Below are 23,126 nucleotides of genomic sequence, written 5' to 3' on the forward strand. Positions count from 1 at the left end.
ATAATGATAAACAAAATTATATATTATTTTTTTTCTTTCAGGCTGATGATATTTAGCCTGGTAGCAGCATGTGTCGTTTATACTGCAGGTGCACAGATGCAAAATATAAAGAATGATCAGTTCTGGAACACGAAAGACGGGCAGCCTGTTTACAGCCAGGGCGGTGGCATTTCCAGGTTTAAAGATCCTGTTACAGGTATTGAAAAATATTACTGGTATGGCGCTTATTATAAAGAAGCGGAGGCATATCGTGCTGATCCTTCTGTAACTTACGCGCACGATACTTTTCAATCCGTAACCTGTTATACTTCTACCGATCTGGTTAACTGGACTTTTGAGGGAGATGTATTGACAAGAGCTGATCTTGAAAAGAGTATGCGTGTAACCTGGGTAGGACGTTTGGGTGTGGCTTATATAAAGAAGCTGAAGCAATATGCTATGTTTGTACAGTTCGGCAACCAGGTGTTGGTAGCCTTGTCCGATGCGCCGGCCGCAACATTTACATGGCACCAGCGTATCAATATGCAGCCGATGATTGGTACCACCAATACCGGCGATCAGACCGTATTTACAGACGAAGATACGGGCAGGTCCTACCTGGTGTATTCTTACGGGAAAGGCAGGAACAGGATCTATGTTTCTGAAATCGGGGTAAAAGACGGAAAGGTGGGATTGCTGGACTGTACCCAGGTTTTTAAAGGAGCCAGCCGCGAAGGCAATTGCATGTTTAAATATAAGGGCAGGTATTATATGGCGGCTTCCAATATTTATGGCTGGGATGCGTCTTATGCTTATTATATGGTGGCAGACAATATCCGCGGGCCTTATCGCCCGGCTGATGATATGCTGGTCATGCAGGGAACTGAAAATGATTATGCGCATGTCACGCAAACCGGCTTTTTTGTGAATGTAAAAGGGATCCGCCGGGAGACGGTTATCTATTGCGGAGACAGGTGGGCCAATTTTGCCGGAAATGGATGGGGTTATAACCAGTGGCTCCCTTTATCATTTGACGGAGATATACCTTATTTTAATTCGTTAAGCTCCTGGAACCTGGATGCAGTAACCGGTGAATGGGAAGTGGCTGATGATAATAACTATGCAAGGAACGGCAGCTTTGAAGCAGATCGTAATCATATTCCAAGTCATATAAAGCCTGTGCAAACAAAACTGCTGGGGTGGAATACAGAAGTGCTGGAAGGAAACGCAGTTTCTTTAGACAGCGCTACATCTCCTGTGCTGAATCACTTTAATACTGAAGCTGACAGGAAATGGGTAGTAGGCGAGAAAAGCCTGTATATAACAGATAAGATCCCTTTCAAAAGAAAAGTATCACAGGTGATCTGTTCATCGCCGTATGTAGCGTTAAAAGACGGGTATTATGCATTAACGGCAATGGTAAAGAACAGCAGCCGCTTTTCCCGGCTTAGCCTGTATGCAGAGAGCAATGGTAAAACATCCTGTATAGATGTGATCGGGGAAAATTATAATTGGCGTCCTGTTAAAATACAAAAGATATATATAACAAAAGGTAAAGTGGAAATTGGTTTTAATGCCGAAGGAAAGGCGGATGCTTTTTGTTATATAGATGATGTAACACTGGTAAGAGAATAATAAAGATATGTTTAGAAAGATGAGATATTTGAAAGCAATGGTGCTGCTGGCAGCGGCAACCGGTATTGCTGTAACTGCCGGCGCGCAAAAGAAGGCAGCGCCTAAGCCTTTGTTTGACGATCCGGTTTATCATGGGGCAGCCGATCCGGTAATTGTCTACAACAACCAAAAAAAATGCTGGTGGATGTTGTACACCAACAGGCGTGCGGCTGTAAATGATACTACGGTAGAATGGGTGCATGGAACCCGCATTGGTATTGCAGAAAGCAGCGATGGACAAAGCTGGAAATATGTAGACACGGCAAATATCAGTTATCGTCCTGATGAGGGATATACTTTCTGGGCGCCGGATGTAATAGAAGAAAAAGGACTCTATCACATGTACCTGACGTATGTGCCGGGAACCTTCAAAGACTGGAATCATCCACGGTCTATCGTGCATTTAACTAGTAGTAACCTGAAAGACTGGCAATACCAGTCTGTGCTAAAGCTGGTAAATGATAAAGTAATAGACGCTGCTGTGTACAAGGTCACTGATACACTCTGGCGTATGTGGTATAATAATGAGCGGGATGGCAAAAGTATTTATTATGCCGATAGCAAGGATCTGTATCACTGGGAAGATAAAGGAAAAGCCCTTGCAACAAGAGGCGAGGGACCTAAAGTTTTTTACTGGAAAAATAAATATTTTATGATTGTAGATGCCTGGAAGGGAATGGAGGTTTTTTCAGGCGATGATTTGCTGCATTGGAAAAAACAGGCGAATCGTATTTTGGAGTATCCGGGCAAAGGAACCGATGATCAGGCTATTGGCGGACATTGCGATGTAGTGGTAAACGGGGACAGGGCATATATTTATTATTTTACACATCCCGGCAGAGACAAAGATAAACCAGCTGCTCCGGGTTCTTTCGGACATAAAAGAAGTGTGATACAGATAGCTGAATTAAAGCATGAAAACGGTGAGATAATCTGCAACAGGGATCAGCCGGTATATCTGAAGCTAAAGCGTCCAAAAACTAAAAAATAAAAGATGAGCAGGAAGGTGAATTATTGGATTGGCGTATTAATAGTTGTATGTATCAGCTGCGATGTCTTTGCGCAAAGCGAGGCGCCTGTTTACATGTTTAGTTATTTTAAAAATAACGGGCAGGATGGGCTGCACCTGGCCTATAGCAACGATGGGCTGAAATGGCAGGCGTTAAAAAATGATGGTTCATTCCTTACGCCCGCAGCAGGTAAGGATAAGCTGATGCGCGATCCCTGTATTATTAAAGGACCCGATGGACTGTTCCACATGGTATGGACGGTAAGCTGGAATGAAAAGGGTATTGGCTATGCCTCGTCAAAAGACCTGGTGAGCTGGAGCGAACAGCAATATATCCCGTTAATGGAGCATGAAAATGCCCTGAACTGCTGGGCACCTGAAATAAATTATGATGCCCGGAAAAAAAGGTATATGATTTACTGGGCCTCTACCATCCCCGGGAAATTTCCCGGAACGGATGCTTCAGGCGATGGGAATTACAACCACCGGATGTATTATGTATTTACAAAAGATTTTAAAACTTTCACCAGGCCGAGAATCCTGTACGATAAAGGCTTTATCGTAATTGATGCTACTATAAAACAGGATGGCAGGCGGTATGTTATGTTCCTGAAAGACGAGACCAAATTGCCCAGGCCCGAAAAAAATCTGAAGATTGCTACCAGTAAATTTATGAATAAAAAATATACGGATGCTTCAGCGCCTATAACCGGTAATTATTGGGCAGAAGGCCCTACGGTGCTGCAAAAAGGAAAAGAGTGGATTGTGTATTTTGATAAATACCGCGACCATAAATACGGCGCCCTCTCGTCCACCGATCTTAAATCATGGGTAGATATTTCTGAAAAGATCAGTATGCCCCCAGGCTTACGGCATGGCACTGTTTTTACCATTACACAAAAAGAATTGGATCAGTTACAATAATCTTAAATCAAAAAATAGAATGAAAAAAATCACTTATACGCTTTTGTTTGTTTCTGTAGTGCTCTTTTCTTTCAGCTACTTAAAGCAAAAGCCGGTACTGTATATTATCGGTGATTCCACCGTTAAGAACGGAAGCGGAAACGGCGCCGACCAGCTATGGGGCTGGGGTAGTTTGATCGATGCTTATTTTGATACCACAAAGATCAGTATCCGCAATCATGCTATCGGGGGACGCAGCAGCCGCACTTTTATTACAGAAGGAAGATGGGATGCTATATTAAAAACGCTGAAAAAAGGTGATTATGTGATCATGCAGTTTGGTCATAATGATGGAGGGCCGTTAGATGATACCGCACGGGCACGGGGCACTATAAAAGGCATAGGAAGCGAAAGCCGGAACATTTACAATCCGATCAGGAAAATAAATGAAACCGTGTATACCTATGGTTACTATATGCGCAAATATGTAAACGATGCGAAGGCCAGAGGAGCAATACCTGTTATATGTTCACCTGTTCCAAGAAATAATTTCAGGAATGGTAGCGTAGCCAGAGAAGATAAAAGCTATGGTCTTTGGGCAAAGCAGGTAGCACAGCAAACAGGAGCTTACTTTATTGATTTGAATGCACTGGTTGCAGATGCGTATGATAAAATGGGCGAAGATGCGGTGAAGACATTCTTTCCTAAAGATCATACACATCCCAACCTGGAAGGGTCTCAATTAAATGCAGGTAAAGTAGCAGCAGGTATTAAAAGCCTTCGAAAATGCCAGTTAAAGTCTTTTCTGAAAAAGGGACAGCCGGATTTATCAGGAGTGGCAGATGCATTTGCCAGATAAAAATAATGACAGGAATAATGAAATATAGCGCGAACCTTTTGTATTTGTTGCTTATACTGCTACTGTGCAGCTTTAGCAGGGAGAAGATTTCGCTGGCAGGTGAATGGCGGTTTGCTATTGACAGGAACAATGAAGGGGTTACTCAAAGATGGTTCTTAAAGCGCCTGGATGAAACTATTATGCTGCCGGGTTCTATGAACAGCAACGGGAAAGGGGATCAGCCTGGTATGCATACGCAATGGACGGCCAGTATTTACGACAGCTCTTATTTTTTTCAGCCCCGCTTTGAGCGCTTCCGGCAGCCGGGTAATTTTAAAGTGCCTTTCTGGCTCATGCCCGATAAGCACTACGTAGGAACAGCATGGTATCAGAAAGAGGTGGTTTTGCCTGCTGGCTGGGAAAATAAGATGATCGAAATTTTCCTGGAGCGGGTGCATATTAAGAGCCGCGTATGGATTGATGGTATAGAAGCAGGCACACAGCAAAACTCACTGGTAGCGCCGCATGTTTATGTGGTAAAAGGCTTAAAACCGGGCAAGCATACAATCACAGTACGTATAGATAACAGTATTAAGGATACCGATGTAGGCGCTAATGCGCATAGTGTGTCAGATCACACCCAGGGTAACTGGAATGGTATTATCGGCCGTATAGCGCTTACGGCTTTGCCAGATGCTCATATCGGCAATATAAAAGTTTATCCTGATGTTCAGCAAAAATGCGCCCGTGTAAAAGTGGCTGTAGTTAACAGTGGTCAAAAATTATATAGAGGTACAATAAGGCTCGACGCGGCTTCGTTTAATACCCCTTTGTCGCATATTGTAAATCCCGTTACCGCGAATATTGCAGTAGCCGCCTGTGATACATCCTGGGTAGATGTAAAGGTGCCTGTAGGCGATAAGATGCAGTTGTGGAGCGAATTTACTCCCGCGCTGTATAGATTGACCGCAAGATTGGGCAACGGTCGTGCTTCAGCCGATGAGCAGGTAACTACTTTCGGAATGAGAGCAATCGGGGTGTACGGCAGGCAGATTTTGGTGAATGGACAACCTGTATTTCTCCGCGGGAACCTCAATAATTGTGAGTTTCCGCTAACCGGCTTCCCTCCCATGGAGGTGGAGCACTGGGAAAAGATATTCCTGAAAATGAAATCGTATGGATTTAATCATGTACGCTTTCACTCCTGGTGCCCGCCCGAAGCGGCTTTTACCGCTGCTGATAGAACGGGGTTTTACCTCCAGCCCGAAGGCCCTACATGGCCTAACCACTCTACCTCTCTGGGTGAAGGAAAGTTCATTGACGGGTATATTTATGAGGAAACCAATCGTATGGAGCACTGGTATGGTAATCATGCCTCTTATGCTATGCTGGCAGCGGGCAATGAGCCTCGCAGCAGCAAGCAGGTGCCTTATCTTACAGGGTTTATTAATTATTGGAAAGAAAAAGACCCGAGGCGTATTTACACTGGAGCTGCTGTAGCTATGAGCTGGCCCCTGATCCCTGCCAATGAGTATATGATCAAGTCTGGTGCGCGTAATTTGAACTGGAACGACAGGCCGCCATCCTCCGATGATGATTATGCTGATGCTATAAAAAACTTCACCGTACCTTATATTACTCACGAGCAGGGGCAATGGTGCGTATTTCCCAATTTTAAAGAAATAAAGAAGTACACAGGAGCTTACAGGGCTACCAATTTTGAAATCTTTAAAGCTGATCTGGAATCGCAGGGCATGGGTACATTAGCCGATAGTTTTATGCTGGCTTCCGGTAAGCTGCAATGGCTTTGTTATAAATATGAAATAGAACGGTCGCTCAGAACACCAGGTCTTGGCGGGTTCCAGTTGTTAGGCCTGCAGGACTTTCCCGGTCAGGGGACGGCACTGGTAGGGGTGCTGGATGCTTTTTATGAAGAGAAAGGCTATGGCAATGCCCGGGAATTTAGCCGGTTTAATAACCGGGTGGTACCTCTGGCAAGGTTTAAAAAATTTGTTTATACCAATAATGAGTTGCTTTCTGTTGCCGTTGAATTATTTAATTATGGGCCGTATAAGCTGAATGTTCCCGTAAGCTGGCAGATCGTTACGAATGGTCATAACGTTATAGCAGGAGGCAAATTTGATAAAAGAATATATGGAACAGGAAGTCTGCATAAAGCAGGGGGGATAAATTATGATCTGGCTTCTATCAAATATCCGGCCCAACTTACTTTAAAAGTTTGGGTTGAAGGAACAGCGTATAACAATGAATGGGACTTTTGGGTATACCCGTCGGTTCTGCCTGCTGTTCCTGAAAATGATATTTATGAAACGGATACGCTGGATGCAAAAGCTGTTGATATATTGAATAACGGGGGCAAGGTTTTTTTGCAGGCTGCGGACAAAGTAGTGAAAGGGCAGGAAGTGGTACAAAGATTTTTGCCGGTATTCTGGAACACCTCCTGGTTTAAAATGAGACCCCCTCATACATTAGGGTTTTTGGCAGATCCCCGGCATCCGGCATTTCACGATTTTCCTACGGCTTACCACAGCGATCTGCAATGGTGGGAAATTGTTAACAATGCCCGGGTGATGCACCTGGAAGATTTTCCGAAAGGATTCAGGCCATTGGTACAACCCATAGACACCTGGTTTATGAACCGCAGGCTGGCGCTGGTTTTTGAGGCAAAGGTGGGCAAAGGAAAGCTGATGGTAACAAGCGCTGATCTTAATAGAGACCTGGATAAAAGAATAGCAGCGAGGCAGTTCCGGCACAGCTTAATAAATTATATGCGATCAGACGCGTTCAACCCACAACAGCAAATAGATCTTGGTGTGATAAACGATATTTTTGTTTCGCCGTCTAAGTTTATTTTTGATGCTTATACAAAAGACAGCCCTGATGAGCTGAAGCCGGGAGGACAAAGATTGTAAGATATAATGAGCTGCCGCTGTTCGGGTCAGGCCCGCCTCGAACTATTGTGCGATTAATAAAATAAATGGGAGGGCCGATTTGTAACAGCACACATAACATTTAAGAACCGCAGGGTTCACTGAGGCTATACTGTAATACTGTGATCTTTCGTATAATCTGTGAGAGCCAAAGGAATTGGGAATATCCTGAATGGTGCTCACTGAAGCCACAGAATACACACAGATTTTTTTAGTCGGAGATGGCCCTGGCATACGCTGCGTATTGCTCCGCTTTTTCTGTGGTAAAATATACATCCTCAAAAATGCTATGCAGTATCACAGTTGGCTATTAACTTTTATCTTTGAGGAGATGACCCTTAACTTATTTTTTATGAGACCTGTTTTTTTAATACTACTTGTTACTATTACATTTTCTTTGTTTGGTCAGAAAACGGATTATAAACTGGAAACAGCTATAAAAAAAGAAATAGCAGGCTTTAACGGGGATATAGGTATTTATGTACACCATCTCCGCAAAAACAAAATGGTTGCTATTCATGCCGATACGGTTTTTCCTACAGCCAGCATAGTGAAAGTACCTATACTGGTGGGTGTATTTGATAAAATTTCCAGGGGTGAATTAAAGCTTTCCCAGGAGTTGGTGTATGATACAGGCCGGGTATATGGCGGTTCAGGATTGATGCAGTTTTACAGGGACAGTGCAAAAACAGATCTTTCCACTATGATCTCCCTGATGTTGACTTACAGCGATAACGTGGCTTCCATCTGGCTGCAGGAGCTAAGTGGCGGCGGTGCTGCCATTAACCGGTTGATGGATGAGTTTGGGTTGGTAAATACAAAAGTAAATTCGCGTACAGAAGGACGCCGGCAGATATGGGAAAAATATGGCTGGGGGCAGACTACGCCCCGCGAAATGGCCAAACTGTTTACATTGATCCGCCGGGGACAAGTAATTGACGCGCGTTACTCCGACAAAATGTATCGTTATCTCAAAAACCAGTTTTATAATGGACGTTCCTTATCTCAGCTTCCGCCCACTGTAGCCACTATTTCCAAAACAGGGTCGGTAGACGCTGCCCGTGGAGAAGTAGTGCTCGTAAATGCTCCGGGAGGCGATATCGTATTTTGTATCCTTACCAAAAATAATAAAGATCAAAGCTGGACCGATAATAACGAAGCCGAAGTGCTTACGAGAAAAATTGCAGGGCTGATCTGGAATCATTATGAGCACAGGCATCCGTTTGTGGCTTATCCTGCTATTAATTAATTTTTGTCTGAATCTGTTATCTGTTTTCTGCCAATGCAACCGTATAAAAAAAGTATCAGTAGTGTATTATTATTATCTGCATTTTGTATTATTTCTTCTATGTCTTTCGCTCAAACCAGAACAGTGGATGTATTAACTGACGGATGGAAATTCGCCCGTGGTGAGCAGCCGGGTGCCTTTGAAACAGCGTTTGATGACAGTAAGTGGCAGATGGTTGCTGTGCCGCACGACTGGGCCATATACGGACCTTTTGACAAAGAGATCGATAAACAGGTAATAGCCATAGAGCAGAACGGGGAAAAAATTCCCACCGAAAAAACCGGGCGTACCGGGGCTTTGCCTTATACGGGCGATGGCTGGTACAGAAAGGAATTTGCATTACCTGGTTTTAAGCCAGGCAAAAAAGCCATCCTGCTGTTTGAAGGCGCTATGAGCGAACCTAAAGTGTATCTGAATGGTAATAAGATCGGGGAATGGAATTATGGCTACAGCTATTTTTATTTTGATATAACAGACGCATTGTTAGCCGGGCAAAAGAATCTGCTGGCAGTACATCTTAATAATAGGGAGGCTTCCTCAAGGTGGTACCCCGGGGCTGGTTTGTACCGTAAGGTGAGTATTATTGTAAAAGACAGGGAAAGCATTGAGCAATGGGGCACTACGATCACAACGCCGTTTATTACCGATGAAATAGCAAAAGTAAATGTGAAGACCAAAGTGTCTGCATCTGATGCTATGCTGGTTACAGACATATTCGATAATACAGGTAAAAGAGTAGCTGCTGATTCCATACAGGAGATGTTTGGCAATGAGTTCGATCAGAACATTGCGGTAACCGATCCCAAATTGTGGAGTCCCGAAACCCCTCATCTTTATAAAGCGGTGTCGCGGCTGTATGTAGGTGGGCAGCTGAAGGATGAAGTCATCACGCGTTTTGGTATCAGGCAGATCCATTATAGTGCTGAAAATGGGTTCCGGTTGAACGGGCATACACGGAAATTTAAAGGTGTTTGCCTGCATCATGACCTCGGGCCTTTGGGCGCCGCTGTTAACGTAGCGGCATTACGTCGTCAGTTACAGATATTAAAGGATATGGGATGCGATGCGATCCGCAGCTCACATAATATGCCTTCTATGGAACAGCTGGAGCTATGCGATGAAATGGGCTTCATGTTTCTGGCAGAAAGCTTTGATGAATGGGCACGGCCCAAAGTAAAAAATGGGTATAACCGCTATTTTGCCGGCGATATGGAGAAAGATGTGACAAACCTGGTACGTGCCACACGTAATCATCCCTGTATTGTAATGTGGAGCGCCGGTAATGAAGTGCCCGACCAGTGGGGTTTTGAAGGCGCTAAAAGAGCAAAGCGCATACAGGACATCTTTCACAGGGAAGATCCGACCCGGCCGGTTACGGTAGGGATGGACCAGGTGCAGAATGCCATGAAATATGGCTTTGGGGCTGTACTGGATATTCCGGGCCTTAATTACAGGCTGCCTTTATATGAAGAGGCTTATAAAACATTTCCCCAGGGATTTCTTTTGGGATCAGAAACGGCATCCACTGTAAGTTCGAGGGGCGTTTATAAATTCCCGGTTATAAAAGCTGCTCAAAAGCAATACGACGATCATCAGTCTTCTTCTTACGATCTGGAGTATTGCAGCTGGTCTAATTTGCCGGATGATGATTTTGTTTGGCAGGATGACAAGCCGTGGGTGATAGGAGAATTTGTATGGACAGGATTTGATTACCTGGGCGAACCAACACCCTATGACGAAAAATGGCCTTCCCGCAGCTCCTATTTCGGTATTAACGACCTGGCAGGGCTGCCAAAAGACCGGTATTACCTGTACCGGAGCAGGTGGAACACGCAGGAGCCTACATTGCATATATTGCCGCACTGGAACTGGCAGGGCCGTGAAGGCGCAATTACACCCGTATTTGTTTACACCAGCTACGATAGCGCCGAACTGTTTATAAACGGAAAAAGTATGGGCGTGCAAAAAAAACATAAGGAATCCAATCTGAACCGGTACCGGCTGATGTGGATGGATGTGAAATACGAGCCCGGCACTGTAAAAGTAATAGCCTACGATAAAGAAGGAAAACCTGCGGCTGTAAAGACGGTGGTAACTGCCGGTAAACCTTATGCGCTGCAGTTAGAAGCGGACAGAGCTACTATCAAGGCAGATGGAAAAGATATCAGTTTTGTTACCGTTTCTGTAGTTGATAAAAACGGTAATCTTTGTCCCACAGCCGCTGAACAATTAAAATTCAGTGTTAAGGGAAATGGTATTTTCAGGGCGGCCTGCAATGGCGATGCCACTTCGTTAGATCGGTTTCACCTGCCCACGATGAAAACCTTTAGCGGAAAGCTGGTCGTATTGGTACAATCCGATACAGCAGAAGGCTCTGTTGAATTGAGCGTTACAGGCAAAGGACTGAAGGCCGGCAAGATCGCTTTGAAAACAGTAACGCTTTTATAGACTTTCAAGACCTATAAGGGCGGTAATATTTAACGCTACCTTTGATTATGAAAAACACAGAACAGAGTACCGCTCTGTCAATTGGCCGGTATATTGACCTGCTAACCGATTTTGGGTTTAAAAGGACTTTCGGAACAGAACCCAATAAAGATTTGCTTATTGCATTCCTTAATGAGCTTTTCAAAGGCCGTAAAGTGATCCGCGATCTGGTATATAATCCACAGGAAAATAATGGCCCCGTGAAGCATTATCGAAAAGCTATTTTTGATCTTACGTGTACTGGGGCTGATGGCGAAACCTTTATTATAGAGATGCAACGCGCTGATCAAAAATATTTTACCGAGAGGGCGATCTATTATACTTCCGGTAAATTGTATGAACAAGGGCCGAAGGGTAAAAGAGATTGGGATTTTCGTTTGAAAGAAACCTATTTTATTGGGTTGATGGACTTTAATTTCGATGATACACAGCCTGGTAAATACCTGCATTGGGTACAGCTGATGGAAGAGGAAACCGGTCGCGTATTTTATGATAAATTGGGTTTCATCTTTTTAGAACTGCCGAACTTTAAGCTGGAAGAAAAAGATATCAAAACCGATCTTGAACGTTGGCTATACGTATTGCGTAATATGGGGGAATTGGAGAAAATTCCTGTAATTTTGAATAAGAGGATTTTTCAAAAACTATTTAAAATAGCTGAAGTAGCGAATTTAAAAAAGGAAGAATATATGTTATACGAGAAAAACCTTTTGGATAAGTGGACAGAGTACTCCGTATTAAAAACTGCGGAGGAAAGGGGTATGGAAAAAGGCAGGGAAGAAATGCAGGAGCAAATAGTAAAAAACCTGATCATTGAACTTGGACTTGAAGATCAGGAGGTGGCCCGTATTGCCGAAACTCCTGTAAGTTTTGTAAAGAAGATCCGCGCTTCACTAAAGAAGAAAAAATAAAATCCGCTTTTTCCCGTTTTCGAACGTTCTCCTTATAGACTTTATAGGTTCTCAAAATCTATAAATCTTTATTTTACATGAAATACCAAAACCGGCAACGTGCTGTGCCAGGCAATTTGTTTGGTCATGCTTTTATGAAAAAGGCCCGAAAAGAATCCCCTTGTTTTATGAATGGTAATAATTAAAGAAGCATTGCTTCTCTTTGCATGATCGTTGATAGCGTTAGGCAAATATGTATCTTCATCAATGAGGTTCACTTCGCACTGATGATCTTTAAAATAAGATTCCAGGTCTTCGGCATGTTTGCGGGTACGCCCGGCATTGCCGCTATCAGCAATTTTGTGTATTGCTGCCAGTTTTTGAGTTTTAAATCCTTCCAAAAAAGATTTAACCTTTTGCATGGTAGTGCTGCTGCCCAGGTTATCAAAGTCAGCTGCCAGTAATACATTTTCAGGCGATTGGATAGCAGCCTGTGCCGGAACCACCAAAACAGGGGTATGGATATGTTCGATAGCCTTATAAGTATGGCTGCCAAAAAACACCTCTTCCAGCATTTCTTTAGCTTTTACGCCTATAACCACAAGGTCTATGTTTTTTTCTTTACAGATCTCGTTTACTGTATCGATCAGGTCGCCGGTAGCTATTAAGCTTATGATATGGGTAGTATGCAGCCAAAGCGCCACTTCCTTTTTTAGCTGTTTAAGATTTTCAAGGCGGCTTTCTTCCACCTGTTCGGTTTGTTCGGCGTTTAAAGCAAGTACTCCTGCTTCGCTGGCATCGTATAAAGGAATGGCTTCGAACGTATTGAGCAGGTATAGATTTTCTATACGTACATCATTGCATAAATGGCAGGCATAATCGATAGCGTGCCGGGCAACTGCTCCAAAATCTGTCAGAACCATTATATTTTTCATATTGGATGGTTGTATTATACCCTAAAGATATTTGATTTTTAGCCAGAAAGAGCTGATTTTGGTCAGGATAAGATGCTGCTGCAGCTGATATTGCGATACGTGTTATCGAAAAAAGCAGGCCATCTTTTTCAGTGCCGCTTTTACAGCAGTTAGTTACCCCTTTAGCGCTCTTATATATTCAAAAGACTCGTAAAAAAGGGATGCTGCATCAAATCTTAAACGATAAATAGTCAATCATAAATTTCCATACCTTATCTTCGCAACTTAATGAACATCATCATTAAGCAGGCAAAAATTATTGACCCTACATCGCCTTACAACGGTCAGATTGCTGATATACATATTGCCGGCGGCAAAATTATTTCAATTGGTAAAAATATTTCGGCTAAAGGTGTAAAAAGCCTTGAAGCAGAAGGGCTGCATGTATCTCCCGGCTGGATAGATATCTTTGCAGATTTTGCCGATCCGGGCTTTGAGTTCAGGGAAACCCTTGAGTCCGGTGCAAACGCGGCTGCGGCCGGTGGCTTTACCGATGTGTGCATTGTACCCAATACCATGCCGGCCATTGACCAAAAATCGGTAGTTGAATATATCGTGCAAAAATCCAGGCAATTGCCTGTAACAATCCATCCGTTAGGAAGCATTACCCGTGGTTCGGAAGGTAAGGAGCTGGCCGAAATGTACGATATGAGGCTTAGCGGGGCAGTAGCTTTCAGCGATGGTAAAAGCCCCTTGCAGTCTGCCGGTATTTTAGTAAAAGCGCTGCAATATATCAAGTCATTTAACGGGGTATTGATACAGGTGCCTGATGATAAAAGTATTAGTCCGAATGGTCTGGTGAATGAAGGCATTACTTCAACCCAAATGGGACTGCCCGGCCGTCCGGAAATTGCCGAAGAGATCGCTGTAGCCTCAAACATTAAGCTGGCGGCTTATGCAGAATCGAAGCTGCATCTTACAGGAGTGAGCACAGAGGCTTCTTTAAAATTAATTAAAGAGGCAAGGCAGAAAAAAACCACAGTAACCTGTTCTGTAACCCCCTATAACCTCGTTTTTTGTGATGAGGATGTTACCGCTTACGATACGAACCTGAAGGTAAATCCTCCTTTGCGAAACAAAAAAGACCGGAAGGCCTTGCAGAAGGCGGTGGCAGAGGGAGCAGTAGATTGTATAGCGTCACACCACATACCACAGGACAAAGACCATAAAATGGTGGAGTTTGAATATGCCAAAAATGGTATGATCAGCCTGCAAACCACTTATGCTGCGGTCAATAGTACCTTGCCCGGAGTGCCGCAGGAACGTTGGGTAGAGCTATTATGTGTGAACCCCAGGCGTATTTTAAACATGGATGTTCCAACAATTGCAGAAGGTAATGAAGCTTCGCTTACCCTGTTCCTGCCGGGGCAGGAATGGACTTTTGGAAGAAAGAACATTTTATCGGTAAGTAAAAATTCACCGTTTATTGATAAGCCATTTACCGGCAGGCCTTTAGGGATTTATCATAAAAACACCCTCACGTTAAATAAACATTAATTGAAAGTATCATCTACAATAAAAGGATTAATAACCGGGCTGCTGATGGTTGCTGTGGGGTTGGGCCTGTTTTGGGGTAAGGCGGATGAGCGGTCTGCGATACAATATGCGGGGTACCTTGTTTACGGCATTGGTATCGTATGGAGCATAGCGGCCTTTGCAGCACAGAAAAAAGGGGCGCTTACGTTTAGCCAATTGTTCAACCAGGGCTTCAGGTGCTTTATGGTAGTAACGCTTATTATGGCATTGTACACCTTTATTTTTTATAAAGCCAATACCGGCCTCATTGAACAAAAAGCAGCCCTCACCAGGCAGGAGCTTTTAAAAACCGAAACCAGCCGTACACCGCAGGAAATAGATGCTATGATTGAAACCGGCAAAAAGAACTTTCCTTTAATGGCCGCTTCAGGAGCCATCTTTCAGTACCTATTTATCGGGGTGGTTGTTACAATGGCAACGGCAGGGTCTTTATATTTGCGTAACAAAAAATCATAATGGACATATCTGTTGTTATACCCTTGCTAAATGAAGAAGAATCTTTACCCGAACTTACAGAGTGGATAGAGCGCGTGATGAGGGATAACAGATTCAGCTACGAGGTTATTTATGTAGATGATGGCAGTACCGATGGCTCATGGAGTGTTATACAGCAGCTCAGGGCTAAAAATGAAAACGTAAAGGGCATCCGGTTCCAGCGTAATTATGGTAAATCTGCTGCTTTAAATGAGGCATTCAGAGCGGCGCAGGGTGATGTTGTGATCACTATGGATGCCGATTTACAGGACAGCCCCGATGAAATACCCGAATTGAGAAGGCTGATCACAGAAGATAAATACGACCTGGTAAGCGGCTGGAAAAAAGTACGCTACGATAATGCGCTCACCAAGAACATTCCTTCCAAATTTTTTAACGCGGTCACCCGCCGTATATCAAAGATAAAGCTGCATGATTTCAACTGTGGCCTAAAGTCTTACAACAAAAAGGTAGTGAAGAGCATAGAAGTGTATGGGGAAATGCACCGCTACATTCCTGTAATTGCCAAATGGGCAGGGTTCAGGAAAATAGGAGAGAAGGTGGTAGAGCATCGTAAGCGTAAATATGGCGTTACCAAATTTGGCTGGGACCGTTTTATTAACGGGTTCTTGGATCTGATGTCCATAACTTTTGTAGGAAAGTTCTCCAAAAAACCGATGCATTTCTTTGGTTTGATGGGCATGATATTTTTCTTGGTCGGGTTTATTACCTCTGTGATACTGATTGTTTCCAAAATCATTGTTCCCGAGTATGCTATTACCAATCGCCCTACTTTCTATATAGCGCTTACTGCTATTATAATTGGGGTGCAATTATTCCTGGCTGGTTTCCTCAGCGAGCTTATTTCACGCAACTCAGTCAACCGCAATGCCTATCTGGTAGAAGACCGTATAGGTTTGGAGTAGTGGCTGTAACGGCGAGGAAGTAAAAATGGTCAAGGATAAAGTCGGAGTATAACAGGTTCTGGCACCGGCAGGTGTTTCATAAAGTACAAAAATATAACGTGTATGGGTTGCTCGCTGTCTTTATTCAATAAAATGCTGTAACTTTAAAGGGTTGTCAAAACTGTTTAAAATCATTTCCTTTAATGAAAATATACAAGCTCGCGTTTCTATGCTGTTTGCTTTTAAGTGGCCATTTATTGTTCGCCCAGTTGAGGGCAAAAGAAGGAAAAGGCTACTTTAATATAACCAATATAGCCGAACCCCAATACCTTCAGTCCATAGATTCATCCGATTTGCAATTTGCCACCGCGTATATAAAAACGGCTGGCTTCTCGTTAAGCACTATTAACGGATATTTTTTAAATCCCAGTTTATCTGTAGGTTTAGGCGTGGGTATACAGTTTACCGGCTACAAAGCGCGTCCGGCCTCATTTACACCCGACAGTACCTTTCCCGCAGGTTATTTTGAAGACCGCCATAGCATGACCTTACTGCCCATATTTGCAGATTTCAGGTACTACCCCAACGGGTCTAACAATAGTCTCATGTTTATTCTGGATGTGGGTTATGCACCACTTCTTAAAATTAAAAATGAGTTTGATAAGGTAAGCTTCAACGGGGGCGCTTTGGTAAAACTTGGGGCAGCTTACCGGGTTCCTTTAGGTTCTACCGTTTCCTTTTTGCCTTCGCTTAATTTTAATGCCCAGCGTTTTGGTGATAATACGGCTCTCGGAGCTAATGTGGGCCTGGGTTTTATGTTTTGATGAGTGAAAAAACAGGAATAAAAAAACTATTCCGGCGGCGCACTTTTTCGAAGCTGCTCTGCTTTTTTCCCTATCAGCCAAAAGGATAGTGCCAGTAATGCAAAGAACAAACCCTTGTTGGTCCTGTCCCAGAAATATTCGAAATAACGGGTATAAATATTGAGTAAGAAAAAAACAATAGCAATATCTCTCAGGGCCTCATCTTTTTGTTTTATTGCATAGATCAGAATGACTATTAACAACAGCGTATAAGCTATAGCCCACATCAATAATTTGCCCTGCTTTATAGCAGCCCATACATCATAGCTGAGGTTACCTGACACTGATAAAAAAAGCCCGGATAACAGAAAAAATATCCAGCTGCTGTACCATGATAACGGATAAAATTTTTGAGTGGCCGGACATCGTTGTAAACAATAAGAAGCTGCTACCATTACTGCCCCAAATAACACCATACGCAGCGGATAGTTCATTCCCAGAAAGTAAGATTGCGACGCATCGCCCGACCAGGCGTATGTTTGAGTGGCCCAGCTGCTGATAAGTGCCAGTATCATACAGGTCCACAGCAGCCTCGAGCTTAAGTAAAAACCGAGTAAGCCATAAATGCAGGCCGTAATAAATATACCCAGGCCGTAATAATGATAGTCTGTAGTAAAACTCCTGGTAAAATATGCGATGGAAATACCTGTGGCCAGCGCAATTAGGATGGTAAAGCTCTCGTTAGCCAGTAAGGCATAAGGAAATTTCTTTTTTCTTCTTTTAGCGATCCATGTTAGAAAAACAGCCACTGCTCCAAAAATAAAACCAATAACAAATTCAGAAAAAGCAAAAAGCTTTCTTAGCCGCTCAATCCATTTTTCATCCAGTACCAGGGCCCCAAAGGCCAGCAACGCGCAGGATACAGCTGCTATAGCAGCATAAAAAGCCACAGAATCAAATTCATTCCTGTAAGAAGAAACCGATCTTTTAAGCTGATCCGCCTTCTGTTCATCCAGCAGCTCATCCTTTTGCCATTGTTCAATAGCTTCTTCCAGTAACCGGGCTTCTTTTTTGTTAACTCGCATGAATATTCAAGATACTACATAAATAATGCTTATCCAAGCAATCATTACATTTTTCAGGCCAAAATTACACAAACAGAAGGGGAATTCTACAGGCAGAATATCAAAAGTCCCTGCCGGCCGGGCAATAATACATATTCAGGAAAAATGAACGAAATCCCCGAAGCCGAAGGTAGATGTATGATGCATAAAAAACCAGCTCAAGTCCTGGAACAGGTATCCGGTCTTTTGTATTTGGCTTCCGGCCTTTGCATCATTAAAATCTAATATTCTATATTCAATATTTTACCTGTAACGTAAAAGCTGCAAATCAGCCAATCATGGTTATATTTGCAGCCCGTAAAATGAATTCCAAATTCTAAAGTTCAAATTTTTTTATGTTTCGTACGCATACCTGTGGCGAGTTAAGAATCTCGGATGTTAATAAAGAAGTAACCCTGGCGGGTTGGGTACAAACCGTCCGTAAATTCGGAAGCATCACTTTTGTGGACCTGCGCGACCGTTATGGCATTACCCAATTATTGTTTTCAGAATCTTTAAATGCACAGCTGGATCAAAACCCGCTGGGCCGTGAGTTCGTATTGCAGGCTACCGGTAAGGTAAACGAGCGCAGTAATAAAAATAAAAATATTCCGACCGGTGAAGTAGAGCTGTTGGTAGAAAGCTTTAGCATCTTAAATAAAAGTATTACGCCCCCTTTCACCATTCAGGATGATACAGACGGAGGAGATGACCTGCGCATGAAATACCGTTTCCTGGATCTGCGCCGTAATGCTGTTAAAAAGAACCTGGAGCTGCGCTATGCAGTAAACCGTGCTACGCGCGATTACCTGCACCAGCAAAATTTCATGGACATAGAAACTCCTTTCCTGATAAAATCAACTCCTGAAGGGGCAAGGGATTTTGTAGTGCCCAGCCGCATGAACCCCGGTGAATTTTATGCGTTGCCGCAATCGCCACAAACCTTTAAACAATTGCTGATGGTGAGCGGCTATGACCGTTATTACCAGATCGTAAAATGTTTCAGGGATGAAGACCTGCGTGCCGACCGCCAGCCGGAGTTCACACAAATAGATTGCGAAATGGCTTTTGTACAGCAGGAAGATGTGCTGGCTATGTTCGAGGGCATGATCAAGTATATTTTCACGGCGGTTAAGGGCATAGATTATAATGAGCCTGTAGAACGTATGAGCTGGCAGGAAGCCATGTGGCAATATGGCAACGATAAGCCGGATATCCGTTTTGGGATAAAATTGCTCAATATCAAATATCCTAAACATGTTTTTGCCGAGAGAGAAGAGAATGCGCACCTGGTAGGTGGCGCTGATTTCCAGGTATTTGATAGCGCCGAAACAATAGTGGCCATTGCAGTTCCCGGCTGCAGCGAGTACAGCCGCAAGCAAACCGATGAGCTGACAGAGTGGGTAAAACGCCCGCAAATAGGTATGAAGGGTCTTGTGTTTATCAAGTGTAACGCAGATGGATCGTACAAAAGCAGTGTAGATAAATTTTACAGCGAAGAAAGATTAAAAGCTATTGCAGATGCAGCAGGCGCAAAAGCCGGCGATTTAGTGCTCATACTGGCGGGTGCAGAAGAACGCACCCGTAAAGCTGCCAGCGAGCTGCGCTTGGAAATGGGCAAGCGTTTAGGCTTAAGAAAAGATGATGAGTTTAAACTGTTATGGGTATTAGATTTCCCGTTATTTGAATATGCGGAAGAAGAGAATCGCTGGGTAGCAAGGCATCACCCTTTTACATCGCCCAAACCGTCGGATATTGATACGATGATCAATAATAACCCGGTTATTGAAAACGCTGCCGAATACCTGAAGCATCCGTATGCTAATATCAAAGCTAATGCGTATGATATGGTGCTGAACGGTAACGAAATCGGCGGTGGCAGCATCCGTATCTATCAAAAAGAGCTGCAGCAAAAAATGTTTGAAGCACTGGGAATGGATGAGCAGGAGCAGCAGCACAAATTTGGTTTCCTGTTAGGGGCATTTGAATATGGCGCGCCGCCTCACGGGGGTATTGCGTTTGGCTTAGACCGGCTTTGCTCTATTTTAGGTGGCAGCGAAAGCATCCGCGATTTTATTGCCTTCCCCAAAAACAATAGTGGCCGTGATGTAATGTTAGATGCACCTGCTGTAATTGATGAAAAACAATTTGCAGAGCTGCAGATAAAGCTGGACCTGAAGTAGCGCTTATAGTTCATAGTAGTGGATTTATTAGTTGGGGCAGCTGAACTATAAATGCCCGGCAAGGAACTACCATATACGGTCCGGAATGGAGTACCGGCGCCACGGCTATTTAAATATTTTTGTAAACGATTTGTCAGGACAATATGAAACAAATAGCTGTAATCCTTTCTCTCTTAATTCTGCCGGTTATCTGCATGGCACAAGACCAATCTGATTTAATTCCGGTTAAGTTAAAAGTAGAATACCGGGTTGACCCGAAGGGGCTGGATGTTAAAATACCGCGTTTTAGCTGGGTATTGGAAGCGAAGCATAAAGGAGCCTTTGCCCAAAGTCAGACGGCATATAGAATTATGGTAGCAAGCACTCAGAGCCTGATCAGTAAAGAGGTTGGCGATGTGTGGGATTCACGCTGGGTGAGTGCAGCTGATATGAACCAGATTTTGTTTGCCGGAGCACCTTTGCTTTCAGATCGTACCTATTACTGGAAAGTGGCCATCAAAGACCAGGACAATAAGGTGTCGGACTGGAGCACTGTGGCAAGATGGAGTACTGGAATCTTCAATCAATGGAAAGGCCTGTGGATTGGCGGGAACGAGCTTTTTAACCCGGTTTCAGGAGATAATAACATTTGGGACCCCTGGCTGAGAAAAGAATTTGATTTAAAGTCGGTGCCGAAGAAAGCTACCCTGTTTGTGGCTTCTATCGGGTATCATGAGCTGTATGTTAATGGTAAACGTGTTGGGGATGAAGTGCTGGCACCGGTAGCCACAGATCATACCAAAAGAGCCAGATACATAGCCTATGATATTGAGAAATTGCTGAAAAAGGGAAAAAATGTAATCGGCATCTGGCTGGGAGCCTCCTGGTCCATTTTTGCAGGATATGATGTAAACGGTTCACGACCTTTAACTCCTATGGTTACAGCACAGGTAGATATGTACCGTGAAGAAAACCCAGCGCTATCCAGGCCTTTCTTGTCGCTGGTAACCGATGGTTCATGGAAATATTATGCAAGTCCCAATAAGCTCATAGGTACATGGGATTTCAGAAATATGGGCGGGGAGTTGTGGGATGATAATAAGGCAATGGATAATTGGGCAAGTCCATTATTGGATGACGGCCATTGGCAGCATGCGGCCATTTATCCTGCTGAATTACGTTTGTCTGCGCAAAATATACAAGGCAACAGGCTGATCAAAGAAATTAATCCTGTGCGTATAGAAGAGCGGCCGGATGGCTCATTCCGGGTGGATATGGGAGTGAACTTTGCCGGATGGACAGAAGTGAAATTGACGGGAAACCCCGGCGATCGCGTTGAGTTTTATTATTCCGAAAGAGCGCAGGACGAAATGACCTTTAATCTTCGCAGTGCTTTTATTATAGGCAAAACCGGGAAAGGGACTTTTAAAAACAGGTTCAATTATAGCTCAGGCAGGTGGATCACCATCAAAGGTTTGAAAACAAAGCCTGCTCTCAGCGATATTAAAGGCTGGATGGTACGCACGGCTTATGAGAATGCCAGCCACTTCAGGAGTTCTGATACGCTGCAAAACTGGATATATAATAAGGTGAAGTGGACGTTTGAAAATCTTTCCATTGGTGGTATGATCGTTGACTGCCCGCAACGGGAGCGTATGGGATATGGTGGAGATGCACATGCTACCAGTGAAACAGGATTGCTCAATTATCACATGGGGGCTTTTTACACCAAATGGATGCAGGATTGGCGGGACGTGCAGGGAACCGAACCGATGGTGGGTAATATGCGCGATACCAATTACGCCCGCAAAGTGGTAACAAGCGGCAGGATATTTAATAACGGTATCCTGCCTCATACAGCGCCTACCTATTGGGGCGGGGGAGGCCCTGCATGGGGAGGTATTGTGATTACTTTGCCCTGGTTCATGTACCAGCACTATGGCGATAAAAATGTACTGGCCGATAATTATCAAATGATGAAAGACTGGTTAACCTTCCTGGATTCCCATGTGGAAAATGACCTGATGAAACGATTTGGAGGTACCTGGGATTTCCTGGGAGACTGGCTGTGGCCTAATGCCACTGCCGAAGGTATGAACAATGATCAGCCAGAAACATTATGCCTGAATAATGCTTACCGGGTCTTTAACCTGAGAACAGCAGCCAGGATAGCCGGAGTTTTGGGAGATATGGAACAGGCAGAAAAATGGAACGGCCAGGCCGACCGGTCTGCTGCTGCGATCAACAGAACTTTTTATAATAAGGAAACTGGTATATATGCAGATGGATCTATGGCAAACCTGGCAACCGCTTTATTAGCAGATGTAGTGCCGGCTGCTGACCGGGGAAAAGTAATGAAAAGCCTGGAAACCGAAATCCTGGTGAACCGGAAAGGACATATCCATGCCGGTATAACCGGTGGGGCATTACTATTCAGGTGGCTCAGAGAGCAGGGCAGGAATGACCTGATATATAGTATGACCTCAAAGACCACTTATCCGGGCTGGGGGTTCATGAAAGAGAACGGCGCTACCACATTATGGGAAATGTGGGAGAAAGACCTTCCCGGGCATTCTATGCTGCATAGCTCTTTTTTATACCCGGGAGCATGGTATATGGATGGGCTTGCCGGGATAAAACCGGATAAGCCGGGATATACGCGGTTCATTATTGAGCCTCCCGCAGCAAAGGAAACGGGTGTTGAATGGGTAGATGCCGGTTTGGATGCTCCCGTTGGCCTTATAAAAAATAACTGGAAAAGAAATAATGGCCGGTTATCGTTATCTATAACCGTTCCTCCTAATAGTGTATGCCTGTTAAAATTGCCGCCGGAAGATTCCGGGATCGTGACAGAGCAGCAGGGAGTAATAAAGAAGCGGGCCACTGAGCATGGAAAGATAGTATATGAACTTCAGCCAGGGCACTATGTATTGGGAGCGCATCCTTAATCTGTTTGTCTTGCAGTCTCCAAAGGTCATTGAGGTCGTTGTTTTTGGGCCTGCCGAATGACTGTTGAATGAAAATGGAGATTATTTTCCGGTCTCAACCATAGCCCGGATTTTATGCAAAAAGCTCCTTATTCCCTGAATTGCTGTATAATTTTGGTTATGTGGAAGAAGCATAGTATATTTTGCCAAATGAATATAGTTG

General features: G+C 43.9%; 16 protein-coding genes. 14 read left to right on the forward strand and 2 right to left on the reverse strand.

Annotated elements, in window-relative coordinates; translation table 11 throughout:
* Positions 1 to 3: 3 nt before the first annotated feature.
* The 8 genes from ACYVBM_RS21235 (at position 4) to ACYVBM_RS21270 (ending at position 12,040) form a co-directional block, all read left to right on the forward strand.
* On the forward strand, positions 4 to 1,614 hold the full coding sequence (locus ACYVBM_RS21235) for a family 43 glycosylhydrolase (protein ID WP_460687708.1): 1,611 nt from the start codon (positions 4 to 6) through the stop codon (positions 1,612 to 1,614).
* A 19-nt stretch (positions 1,615 to 1,633) separates the two neighbouring features.
* Positions 1,634 to 2,644 carry a glycosyl hydrolase gene (locus tag ACYVBM_RS21240; RefSeq protein WP_460687709.1) on the forward strand — a complete coding sequence of 337 codons (1,011 nt, stop codon included), beginning with the start codon at positions 1,634 to 1,636 and terminating at the stop codon, positions 2,642 to 2,644.
* Between the two features lie 3 nt (positions 2,645 to 2,647).
* On the forward strand, positions 2,648 to 3,586 hold the full coding sequence (locus ACYVBM_RS21245) for a glycoside hydrolase family 43 protein (RefSeq protein WP_460687710.1): 939 nt from the start codon (positions 2,648 to 2,650) through the stop codon (positions 3,584 to 3,586).
* A gap of 19 nt (positions 3,587 to 3,605) precedes the next feature.
* Positions 3,606 to 4,424: a rhamnogalacturonan acetylesterase gene (locus ACYVBM_RS21250; protein ID WP_460687711.1), complete on the forward strand. Its 819-nt coding sequence runs from the start codon at positions 3,606 to 3,608 to the stop codon at positions 4,422 to 4,424.
* Between the two features lie 17 nt (positions 4,425 to 4,441).
* A complete protein-coding gene (locus ACYVBM_RS21255) occupies positions 4,442 to 7,336 on the forward strand; it encodes a sugar-binding domain-containing protein (protein ID WP_460687712.1) in 2,895 nt (964 codons plus the stop codon).
* 370 nt (positions 7,337 to 7,706) lie between these two features.
* The gene (locus tag ACYVBM_RS21260; RefSeq protein WP_460687713.1) at positions 7,707 to 8,603 is read left to right on the forward strand and encodes a serine hydrolase; all 897 of its coding nucleotides are present in this window, start codon (positions 7,707 to 7,709) and stop codon (positions 8,601 to 8,603) included.
* A 99-nt stretch (positions 8,604 to 8,702) separates the two neighbouring features.
* Positions 8,703 to 11,090: a DUF4982 domain-containing protein gene (locus ACYVBM_RS21265; RefSeq protein WP_460687714.1), complete on the forward strand. Its 2,388-nt coding sequence runs from the start codon at positions 8,703 to 8,705 to the stop codon at positions 11,088 to 11,090.
* Between the two features lie 47 nt (positions 11,091 to 11,137).
* On the forward strand, positions 11,138 to 12,040 hold the full coding sequence (locus ACYVBM_RS21270) for an Rpn family recombination-promoting nuclease/putative transposase (RefSeq protein ID WP_460687715.1): 903 nt from the start codon (positions 11,138 to 11,140) through the stop codon (positions 12,038 to 12,040).
* 68 nt (positions 12,041 to 12,108) lie between these two features.
* Here ACYVBM_RS21270 and ACYVBM_RS21275 read toward each other — a convergent pair whose 3' ends face one another.
* A complete protein-coding gene (locus tag ACYVBM_RS21275) occupies positions 12,109 to 12,954 on the reverse strand; it encodes a universal stress protein (protein WP_460687716.1) in 846 nt (281 codons plus the stop codon).
* Between the two features lie 267 nt (positions 12,955 to 13,221).
* Here ACYVBM_RS21275 and ACYVBM_RS21280 point away from each other — a divergent pair, with 267 nt between their 5' ends.
* The 4 genes from ACYVBM_RS21280 to ACYVBM_RS21295 all read left to right on the forward strand — a co-directional run bounded on the left by ACYVBM_RS21280 (position 13,222) and on the right by ACYVBM_RS21295 (position 16,732).
* Entirely contained in the window at positions 13,222 to 14,490 is a 1,269-nt protein-coding gene (locus ACYVBM_RS21280; protein WP_460687717.1) for a dihydroorotase, read from the forward strand.
* On the forward strand, positions 14,491 to 14,985 hold the full coding sequence (locus tag ACYVBM_RS21285) for a DUF4199 domain-containing protein (protein ID WP_460687718.1): 495 nt from the start codon (positions 14,491 to 14,493) through the stop codon (positions 14,983 to 14,985).
* The gene (locus ACYVBM_RS21290) at positions 14,985 to 15,929 is read left to right on the forward strand and encodes a glycosyltransferase family 2 protein (RefSeq protein ID WP_460687719.1); all 945 of its coding nucleotides are present in this window, start codon (positions 14,985 to 14,987) and stop codon (positions 15,927 to 15,929) included. Before ACYVBM_RS21285 ends, ACYVBM_RS21290 begins: the two co-directional genes overlap by 1 nt.
* Before the next feature lie 182 nt (positions 15,930 to 16,111).
* Positions 16,112 to 16,732, forward strand: coding sequence for a hypothetical protein (locus ACYVBM_RS21295; RefSeq protein ID WP_460687720.1), 621 nt, complete (start codon positions 16,112 to 16,114; stop codon positions 16,730 to 16,732).
* A 26-nt stretch (positions 16,733 to 16,758) separates the two neighbouring features.
* Here ACYVBM_RS21295 and ACYVBM_RS21300 read toward each other — a convergent pair whose 3' ends face one another.
* Entirely contained in the window at positions 16,759 to 17,796 is a 1,038-nt protein-coding gene (locus ACYVBM_RS21300; protein WP_460687721.1) for a DUF2157 domain-containing protein, read from the reverse strand.
* A 374-nt stretch (positions 17,797 to 18,170) separates the two neighbouring features.
* Here ACYVBM_RS21300 and aspS point away from each other — a divergent pair, with 374 nt between their 5' ends.
* Positions 18,171 to 19,997, forward strand: a complete 1,827-nt coding sequence (gene aspS / locus ACYVBM_RS21305) for an aspartate--tRNA ligase (RefSeq protein ID WP_460687722.1) — start codon at positions 18,171 to 18,173, stop codon at positions 19,995 to 19,997.
* Between the two features lie 194 nt (positions 19,998 to 20,191).
* Entirely contained in the window at positions 20,192 to 22,924 is a 2,733-nt protein-coding gene (locus tag ACYVBM_RS21310) for a family 78 glycoside hydrolase catalytic domain (RefSeq protein ID WP_460687723.1), read from the forward strand.
* Positions 22,925 to 23,126 lie beyond the last annotated feature (202 nt).

It is taken from the genome of Niabella aquatica, assembly GCF_054779315.1.

Bases quoted from the DNA above. Each gene is read 5' to 3' on its own strand.
- ACYVBM_RS21235 (WP_460687708.1), top strand. From the start codon at position 4: ATGATAAACAAAATTATATATTATTTTTTTTCTTTCAGGCTGATGATA.
- ACYVBM_RS21240 (WP_460687709.1), top strand. From the start codon at position 1,634: ATGAGATATTTGAAAGCAATGGTGCTGCTGGCAGCGGCAACCGGTATT.
- ACYVBM_RS21245 (WP_460687710.1), top strand. From the start codon at position 2,648: ATGAGCAGGAAGGTGAATTATTGGATTGGCGTATTAATAGTTGTATGT.
- ACYVBM_RS21250 (WP_460687711.1), top strand. From the start codon at position 3,606: ATGAAAAAAATCACTTATACGCTTTTGTTTGTTTCTGTAGTGCTCTTT.
- ACYVBM_RS21255 (WP_460687712.1), top strand. From the start codon at position 4,442: ATGAAATATAGCGCGAACCTTTTGTATTTGTTGCTTATACTGCTACTG.
- ACYVBM_RS21260 (WP_460687713.1), top strand. From the start codon at position 7,707: ATGAGACCTGTTTTTTTAATACTACTTGTTACTATTACATTTTCTTTG.
- ACYVBM_RS21265 (WP_460687714.1), top strand. From the start codon at position 8,703: ATGTCTTTCGCTCAAACCAGAACAGTGGATGTATTAACTGACGGATGG.
- ACYVBM_RS21270 (WP_460687715.1), top strand. From the start codon at position 11,138: ATGAAAAACACAGAACAGAGTACCGCTCTGTCAATTGGCCGGTATATT.
- ACYVBM_RS21275 (WP_460687716.1), bottom strand. From the start codon at position 12,954: ATGAAAAATATAATGGTTCTGACAGATTTTGGAGCAGTTGCCCGGCAC.
- ACYVBM_RS21280 (WP_460687717.1), top strand. From the start codon at position 13,222: ATGAACATCATCATTAAGCAGGCAAAAATTATTGACCCTACATCGCCT.
- ACYVBM_RS21290 (WP_460687719.1), top strand. From the start codon at position 14,985: ATGGACATATCTGTTGTTATACCCTTGCTAAATGAAGAAGAATCTTTA.
- ACYVBM_RS21295 (WP_460687720.1), top strand. From the start codon at position 16,112: ATGAAAATATACAAGCTCGCGTTTCTATGCTGTTTGCTTTTAAGTGGC.
- ACYVBM_RS21300 (WP_460687721.1), bottom strand. From the start codon at position 17,796: ATGCGAGTTAACAAAAAAGAAGCCCGGTTACTGGAAGAAGCTATTGAA.
- aspS (WP_460687722.1), top strand. From the start codon at position 18,171: ATGTTTCGTACGCATACCTGTGGCGAGTTAAGAATCTCGGATGTTAAT.
- ACYVBM_RS21310 (WP_460687723.1), top strand. From the start codon at position 20,192: ATGGCACAAGACCAATCTGATTTAATTCCGGTTAAGTTAAAAGTAGAA.